Annotated in this window: 7 protein-coding genes; 4 read left to right on the forward strand and 3 right to left on the reverse strand. The window is 75.9% G+C overall.

What is annotated here, in order from left to right; all coding sequences use genetic code 11:
* Positions 1-69: 69 nt before the first annotated feature.
* On the forward strand, positions 70-684 hold the full coding sequence (locus tag AB0K43_RS04780; protein WP_363635758.1) for a TetR family transcriptional regulator: 615 nt from the start codon (positions 70-72) through the stop codon (positions 682-684).
* Positions 685-691: 7 nt separating this feature from the next.
* Here the strand turns inward: AB0K43_RS04780 and AB0K43_RS04785 are convergent, their stop codons facing one another.
* Positions 692-1,225 carry a GNAT family N-acetyltransferase gene (locus AB0K43_RS04785; protein WP_363635760.1) on the reverse strand — a complete coding sequence of 178 codons (534 nt, stop codon included), beginning with the start codon at positions 1,223-1,225 and terminating at the stop codon, positions 692-694.
* A gap of 131 nt (positions 1,226-1,356) precedes the next feature.
* On the opposite strand from AB0K43_RS04785, the gene AB0K43_RS04790 reads away from it, so the two are divergent.
* The 3 genes from AB0K43_RS04790 to AB0K43_RS04800 all read left to right on the forward strand — a co-directional run bounded on the left by AB0K43_RS04790 (position 1,357) and on the right by AB0K43_RS04800 (position 3,626).
* A complete protein-coding gene (locus AB0K43_RS04790; protein ID WP_363635762.1) occupies positions 1,357-2,103 on the forward strand; it encodes an ABC transporter ATP-binding protein in 747 nt (248 codons plus the stop codon).
* A complete protein-coding gene (locus AB0K43_RS04795) occupies positions 2,100-2,837 on the forward strand; it encodes an ABC transporter permease (protein WP_363635764.1) in 738 nt (245 codons plus the stop codon). Before AB0K43_RS04790 ends, AB0K43_RS04795 begins: the two co-directional genes overlap by 4 nt.
* A gap of 87 nt (positions 2,838-2,924) precedes the next feature.
* Positions 2,925-3,626 (forward strand): PH domain-containing protein, encoded by a 702-nt coding sequence (locus tag AB0K43_RS04800; RefSeq protein ID WP_363635766.1) that lies wholly within the window; start codon positions 2,925-2,927, stop codon positions 3,624-3,626.
* Between the two features lie 106 nt (positions 3,627-3,732).
* Here the strand turns inward: AB0K43_RS04800 and AB0K43_RS04805 are convergent, their stop codons facing one another.
* On the reverse strand, positions 3,733-5,661 hold the full coding sequence (locus AB0K43_RS04805) for a DUF5107 domain-containing protein (protein ID WP_363635768.1): 1,929 nt from the start codon (positions 5,659-5,661) through the stop codon (positions 3,733-3,735).
* Positions 5,662-5,990: 329 nt separating this feature from the next.
* Complete coding sequence (locus AB0K43_RS04810; protein ID WP_363635770.1) at positions 5,991-7,685, reverse strand: phospho-sugar mutase; 1,695 nt, start codon at positions 7,683-7,685, stop codon at positions 5,991-5,993.
* Positions 7,686-7,830 lie beyond the last annotated feature (145 nt).

Genomic DNA, 7,830 nt, shown 5'->3' on the forward strand with positions numbered 1-7,830 from the left:
GCTCGGGTGGGCGGCGCGTGCCGGGCACCGGCGGCTCCGGTGCTGGGCCGGTCCGGTGACAATGATCGGGTGACCTCCGCCGAGCAGCCGCAGCGCCCAGCCGCCCGCAAGAAGACCGGCCGGCGCCCCGGTGGCGCCGACACCCGCCGTACGGTGCTGGAGGCGGCCCGGGCGGAGTTCGCCGCGCGCGGGTACGAGAAGGCGAGCATGCGGGCGATCGCCCGGGCCGCCGGGGTGGACGCGGCGCTGCTGCACCACTACTTCGGCACCAAGGACCGGCTGTTCCTGGCCGCGCTGGAGGTGCCGCTCGACCCCCGGGTGGTGGTCGGGCAGGTGCTGGCCGGCGATCGGGAGACGGTGGGCGAGCGGGTCGCCGCGTTCGTGCTGGAGCTCTGGGAGCAGCCGCAGGCCAGGGAGCGGATGCTCGCACTGCTGCGGACGGCCGCCACCAACGAGCAGGTCGCGCAGCTGATGCGGGGCTTCATGCTGAGCGAGGTGGTGGCCCCGGCCGCCGCCGAACTGGGCATCCCGCAGGCGGAGTTGCGGCTCGAACTGATGATGTCCCAGATTCTCGGGCTGGCCATGGCGCGGTACGTGATCGGCGTGCAGCCGCTGGCCTCGGCCACGCCCGCCGAAATCGCCCCGCTGCTGGCCCGCACGGTGCAGGGGTACCTCTCCGCGTAGGCCGCGCTCAGGGAGCCGTGAGGTCCAGGCGCCACTCGTTGCTCCGCATGAGGCGGCCCGGCGGGAACTCGAAGTCGCACGCGGCGACGAACGAGAAGCCGGCCTTGCGGCAGACGGCGTTGGACGGCGGGTTGTCGACGGACGGGAACGCGAGCAGGTGTCGGTGGGTGCGCTCGGAGCGGGCCCGTGCGACGGCCGCCACGACGGCCGCGGCCGCGACGCCCCTGCCCTGGAACGGCGGCAGGACGTTCCAGCCCATCTCGTACCCGCGCTCCCCACGCCACTCGCGCTCCGCGTAGCCGACCGTGCCGACCGCCCGCAGCTCCGGGCCGAGCAGGACGGCGAACATGCGGCCGGTGCCGGCCGCCACGAAGTCCAGGTAGCGCCGGTGGCGTACCAGGACCCGCTCCGCGGTCTCGGGCCCGCCGACGTGATTCTTCATCACCGGCGTGTTGACCCGGTGCAGCAGTGCGAGGTCGCCCGGCTCCCACGGCCTGATCCGCACCTCGGGTGCGTTCGCCCGATCCGGTGTCCCGCTCATCGCCCACCCCCGGTGGTCACGCCCGCTCCCCAGCGCCTGAGGGTCGGAACCTAGCCGCTGCGGGGCCCGGAGGCAGCCGATTTACGTCGCGGCCCCTTGACGGGCGGGGTCCGGCAGGCAAAACTCATCGCATGATGAATTCCTTGCCGGTCGAGGACCCGGCGATCCGGGTCAGCGGCCTCACCGTCCGCCGCGGCGGACGCCCCGTGCTGCACGGGCTCGACCTCGAAGTCCCGCGCGGCTCGATCACCGGCCTGCTCGGGCCGAGCGGCTGCGGCAAGACCACCCTGCTGCGCTCGGTGGTCGGGGTGCAGCGGATCGGTGGCGGCGAGGTCCGGGTGCTCGGCGCCCCGGCCGGCAGCGCCGGGCTGCGCGACCGGGTCGGCTACGTGACCCAGGCCCCGTCCGTCTACAGCGACCTCACCGTGGCCGAGAACCTCCGGTACTTCGCCGCGGTGCTGGGCGCCCCCGCCGGGGATCTTGACCGGGTGATCGCCCAGGTCGGGCTGGAGGGGCACCGGGACGACCTGGCCGACCGGCTCTCCGGCGGCCAGCGGGCCCGGGTCTCGCTCGCCGCCGCGCTGCTCGGCGCACCCGAACTGCTGATCCTCGACGAGCCCACGGTCGGCCTCGACCCGGTGCTGCGGCAGGACCTCTGGCGGCTCTTCCGCGACCTGGCCGACCAGGGCGCCACCCTGCTGGTGTCCAGCCACGTGATGGACGAGGCCACCCGCTGCGACCGCCTGCTGCTGATGCGCGAGGGCCGGCTGCTCGCCCACGACACCCCGGCCGAACTGCTCCGGTCCACCGGCGCGGCCGACATCGACGCCGCCTTCCTGAGCCTGGTCCAGGCCGCACCCGTGGAGATCTCCCGATGAACCTCCGGCGCACCCTCGCCACCGCCCGCCGGGTCCTCGGCCAGCTGCGGCACGACCCCCGCACCATCGCGATGCTGCTGGTCGTGCCGTGCGTGCTGCTCACCCTGCTGAAGTACATGTTCGACGGGCAGCCGGGCGCCTTCGACCGGATCGGCCCGGCGCTGCTCGGCATCTTCCCGCTGCTGGTGATGTTCCTGGTCACCTCGGTCGCGATGCTCCGCGAGCGCACCACCGGCACCCTGGAACGCCTGCTCACCATGCCGCTCGGCCGGCTCGACCTGCTGCTCGGCTACGGCCTGGCGTTCGGCGCCGTCGCCCTCGTCCAGGCCGCGCTGGCCTCCGCGCTGGCCCTCGGCCCGCTCGGGGTCGACGTCGCCGGGCCGACCTGGCTGATCTTCGCGGTCGCGGTCGGCGACGGGCTGCTCGGCATGGCGCTCGGCCTGCTGGTCTCCGCCTTCGCCGCCACCGAGTTCCAGGCCGTGCAGTTCCTGCCCGCGGTGCTGCTGCCGCAACTGCTGCTGTGCGGACTGTTCGCCCCCCGCGACTCGATGGCCACCGCGCTGCGCTGGGCCTCCGACGTGCTGCCGCTCTCCTACGCCGTGGACGCGATGAACCGGCTCACCGGCACCCCCGGGGTGGGCTCCGCCGTCCTGGTCGACCTCGCCGTCATCGCCGGTGCCACCCTGCTCGCCCTCGGGCTCGGCGCCGCCACCCTGCGCCGTCGCACCGCGTGAGGGCCGCCGGCCGCCCGCCGCGAACCCGCAGATCCGGGCCGCTGCGACCCTAGGGATCCATGGCACCCATGGGGCAGAATCGTCACCATGACCGAATCCGCCGGCTCGCCCGACCAGGGCTCCGCCGCCCCCGATCCGCAGTACGCCGACCGGGCCTACCGATCCGTCCCCGGCATCATCTCCGGCGTCATGCTGCTCGCCGTGGCCGCCTGGCTGATCATCGACGCGGTGATCTCCGGCACCGGCCGGACCCCGTGGATCGCGCTCGCGGCCGCGCCCGTCTTCGTCTTCCCGGTGATCGCCTACACGCTGCGGCCGGTGGTCTACGCGAACGAGCGCCGGCTGCTCGTCCGCAACCCGCTGCGCACCGTCGAGGCACCCTGGGCGAAGGTCGAGGGGCTGCGCGCCGGGTACTCGGTCGAGCTGTTCGCGGGCGGCCACAAGTACCAGGTCTGGGCCGTCCCGGTCTCGCTGCGCCAGCGCAAGCGGGCCAACCGCCAGGCCACCCGGGCCGCGGCGGCCGGCGATCCGGTGATCTCCGGCGGCCATCCGCGCTCCACCGGTGGCCGCAACGCCAACCCGCTGGCCGGCCGGGCCGCCCGCGCGGGTGACCCGGACCCGACCCGCGCCTGGTCGGACCAGGTGGTGGACTCGCTGCAGGAGCTCGCCGAGCGCAACGCCGCCCGCCCGGACGCGGGCGGCGAGGTCGCCGTCCGCTGGTGCTGGTGGATCATCGCCCCGACCCTGGTCGGCCTGGTCGCGCTGGTGGCACTGATCGTCGCGGGCTGAGGCCGCACCGCACTCCTGGTGGGCCCGCTCGACCTCCCCGGTCGAGCGGGCCCCCGCCGTTCCCCGTCCTCGCCGTTCCCCGGTCGGCCGGGGTGAAGCCGGTGGTTCAGCCGTGCATCCGGAAGTCGTAGCGGTGCGGCAGCGGGAACCGCTCGCGTGCCTCGGCCCGGACCTGGTCGGTCACCGTGCCGCCGCCGGCCAGTTCGGCCTCGTGCACGCCGAACCAGAGCGCGTCCAGCGAGTCCTCGCCCTCCCGCAGGTCGGCCGGTTCGATCCCCTCGGCCAACAGCCGCCGGGCGCGGTCGGGTTCGCCCGCCGCCAGGGCGGCCCGGGCCGCCAGCAGCCGCACCCGGCCGAGCCCGCGCTGCTCCGGCGCCAGGCCGTCGGCCAGGGCCAACGCCTGGGCCGCCCGGCCGGCTTCGAGCAGGGCGCCCAGCGTCTCGACCGTGAGTTCCGCGAGGCCCGGGAGCAACTCATGCGCCTCGGCGAGGAGTTCGGCGGCCTCCCCGGGCTTTCCGGACAGCCGGGCGAGCTCGCCGAGGTGCCGTAGCGCCCAAGGGGTCCGGGTGGTGGCGAGCGAGCGCCGCCAGGCCGCCCGGGCCGCGGCCGGACGCCCGGCGGCCAGCTCCAGCAGGCCCAGCTGGAGCAGGGCGTGCCAGTCCTCGGCGCCGCTGAGCCGCTGCCGCCAGTGCTCGCCGAGCACGGGCGCGGCCGGCGGGTCGCAGACCGGGAGCGTGCCGCTCTCCACCAGGTGCCGCCAAGGCCGTTGCGCCTCGCCGGGGGCAGGGAAGGGCAGGCCGGGCACGGCGGGCAGGCCGCCCGCGAGCTGTTCCAGCCCGCCCCAGCCGGAGCCCCGCTGCACCACCTCGACGGGCGCGCCGGTCGGGGCGTCGGCGGTGTCCAGCGTCAGCTCGGCCACCCGGGCGCCGACCGCGCGGACGGCGCCCGCCCAGTCACCGTGCACGGTGGCCGGGTCGGCGGCGAGCAGCCCGTAGCCCTCGGTCCAGCTCCAGGCGGTCCGGCCCGGCAGCGGCAGGTGCTCCAACTGCGTGGGGGCCAGGCCCGCCTGGACCTCCAGATAGCGGGCGCCGGGGCCGCTGAGCCACTCCTGCCAGCGCCGGCCGCCGGAGCCGCTGCCCCACTGGAACAGCTTGCGGCCGCGCAGCCGGGCGGTGGAGAGCTGCACCAGCCCGCTGCCGTCCGGGCCGAGCGCGGCGATCCACGGCCGGTCGACGGAGTCCGGCAGCTCGAAGAAGTGGTCCGCCGCTACGGGCAGTTCGCCCGCGCGGCCGGGATCGACGCCGCCCTCGCCCGGGAACGGGACCCGCCGCAGCCGGGCGCCGTGGTCGAGGTGGTACGCGGCCTCGGCCGGCGCCAGCACCCGGCCGCCGGGCTGCTCGGGGACGGCGGCGTTGGACCACCAGTACACCGGGACCTCGTCCGGGCCCGGATTGTGCACGGTGACCTGGACGTGCAGCAGCGGCGACCCGGCGGGCAGCCAGGCGTCCAGTTGCAGCACCAGGCGGCGCATCCGCTCGAACTCGTACATCCGCAGCACCGGGGTGCCGTCGGCGCGGTGGGTGCGGGCGGCGTGCAGCGGCTCGCAGGTGAGCGGGTGGTGCCCGGTGGCGCCCAGGTTCCACTCCACCCCGCCGGCGAACCAGGCGCCGCGCAGCGCCAGGTTCGCGGGCTGGAACACCGGGTTGCGGTGCAGCAGTTCACGCCCGGTCGGCCGGTGCCGCAGCGACCACAGCCGCCCGCCCAGGCCCGGCAGGAAGACGGCGGTGAGCTCCTCGTTCTCCAGCACCACGGCGGGCAGGCCGCGGGGGCCGCGCACACGGTCGTAGCGGCCCTGGCCGGTGTACGGGAGCAGGGTGGCGGGCCGGCCGTAGGCGATCCGCGCGGCCATCGCCGGGTCGGCCTCCGGCGCCTCGACGCGGACCCCGGTGCCGTGCAGGATCGGCAGCGGGCCGGCCGTGGGCGGCGCGGCGGCGTCCGCGAGGTGCAGGGTCTCCGTGCGCAGGGTGCTGCTCATCCGGCCTCTTCCGTCCGTCTGCCACTGGGTCGCTCGCTCGGCAGGCTAGGCGCGGCGGGGCGGGCGGTGAAGGGACTTCCGTGCCCGGCTCTTGGACGCCCGGCGGGCTCTCGGGCGGGCTCTCGGGCGGGCTCCCGGCCGGGCACTCTGCCGGACCTCGGCGGGCGCTGGGTGGGCGCTGGGTGGGCAGTGGGCGGGCAGTGGGCGGGCAGTGGGCGGGCACGGCGAAGGGCGTCCGCCCGGCGGCAGGTGCCGGGTGGACGCCCTCGAGGTGCGCGGGTGGCCGGTGCGTCGGCCGGTGTGCGGAAAGCCCGTGCGCCGGGCGGGGCCTAGATGCCCGCGGCGGCGGCCAGGTCGCGCTTGACCTCGTCCAGCAGCGCGGCGGCGCGCCGGCGGGTGTCGGCCAGCTCGGCGGCGGAGCCCACCGGGAGGACGACCTCCAGGTAGCACTTGAGCTTGGGCTCGGTGCCCGAGGGCCGCACCACGATCCGGGCGGAGCGGACCGCGTCCCCGGCCAGGTAGTAGCGCAGGCCGTCGGTGGGCGGCAGCTCGGCGGAGCCGGCGCTGAGGTCGTCGGCGCGGGTGACCTGGAGGCCGGCCAGCACGGTGGGCGGCTGCTCGCGCAGGCGCTGCATCGCGTCGCTGATCACCGACAGGTCCTCGACCCGGACGGAGAGCTGGTCGGTGGCGTGCAGGCCGTGCTCCAGCGCCAGGTCGTCCAGCAGGTCGGTGATGGTGCGCCCGCTCCGCTTGAGGGTGGCGGCCAGCTCGGCGACCAGCAGGGCGGCGGTGATGCCGTCCTTGTCCCGGACCCCGCTCGGGTCGACGCAGTAGCCGAGCGCCTCCTCGTAGCCGTAGCGCAGGCCCTCGGCGCGGGCGATCCACTTGAAGCCGGTCAGCGTCTCGGCGTAGCCCAGGCCCGCGGCGGCGGCGATCCGGCCGAGCAGGGTGGAGGAGACGATCGTGGTGGCGAAGGTGCCGGTGGCCCGCTTGGCGACCAGGGCCGAGCCGAGCAGCGCGCCCACGTCGTCACCGTGCAGCATCCGCCAGCCGCCGTTGCCCCGCTCGGGCACGGCCACCGCGCAGCGGTCGGCGTCGGGGTCGTTGGCGATCACGAGGTCGGGACGGGCCTCCGCGGCGGTACGGAACGCGAGGTCCATCGCGCCCGGCTCCTCCGGGTTGGGGAAGGCCACGGTGGGGAAGTCCGGGTCCGGGTCGCCCTGCTCGGCGACCACGGTCGGGGTCGGGAAGCCGGCCTGCTCGAAGGCGGCCACCAGGACGTCCCGGCCGACGCCGTGCATCGGGGTGTAGACCACGTCGAGCGCGCGCGGGCTGCTCGGGTCCAGGATCGAGACGGCGCGGTCCAGGTAGGCGTCGATCACCTCCTCGCCGAGCACCTCCCAGCCGGACTCGGCACGCGGGACGTCGGCGAGCGAGTCGATGGCGTCGATCTCGGCGGCGATGTCGACGTCGGCGGGCGGCACGATCTGGGAGCCGTCGCCCAGGTAGACCTTGTAGCCGTTGTCCTGCGGAGGGTTGTGGCTGGCCGTGACGGTCACGCCGGCGGCGGCGCCCAGGTGGCGGATGGCGAAGGCCAGGACGGGCGTGGGCAGCGCGCGGGGCAGCAGGGCGGCGCGCAGACCGGCGCCCACCACCACGGCGGCGGTGTCGACGGCGAAGTCGTACGACTTGTGGCGCGCGTCGTAGCCGATCACCACCAGGTCGCCGAGCTTCTCCTTGCGGACGTACGCGGCCAGGCCGGCGGCGGCCCGGATCACCACGGCGCGGTTCATCCGCATCGGACCGGCCCCGAGCTCGCCGCGCAGGCCGGCGGTGCCGAACTGGAGCCGGTCGGCGAACCGCTCGCTCAGCCGGGACCAGGCGATGCGCTCGCCCGACTCGGCCGCGGGGCCCTCGGCGGCGGCCAGCAGCGCGGCGAGCTCCTCGCGGGTCTGCGGGTCCGGGTCCTCGGCGAGCCAGGCCCGGGCTCGGGCGAGGAGGTCGGTGGTGGGGGCCTGAGGCATGGCTTGCCAGCTCCTCTGGGGTTGATGTGAAGGGGGGGCCGGCGGACCGATGTCGGATGACAGATGGTGAAATCTGTCCGAGGTCTACGGCCACCCCGTCGAGGTGCTGGACCACCCGCGCACCGGGGTGCCGCTGGTGCTGCCC

The sequence above is a fragment of the Kitasatospora sp. NPDC049258 genome (genome assembly GCF_040678895.1).
Taxonomy (GTDB): Bacteria; Actinomycetota; Actinomycetes; order Streptomycetales; family Streptomycetaceae; genus Kitasatospora.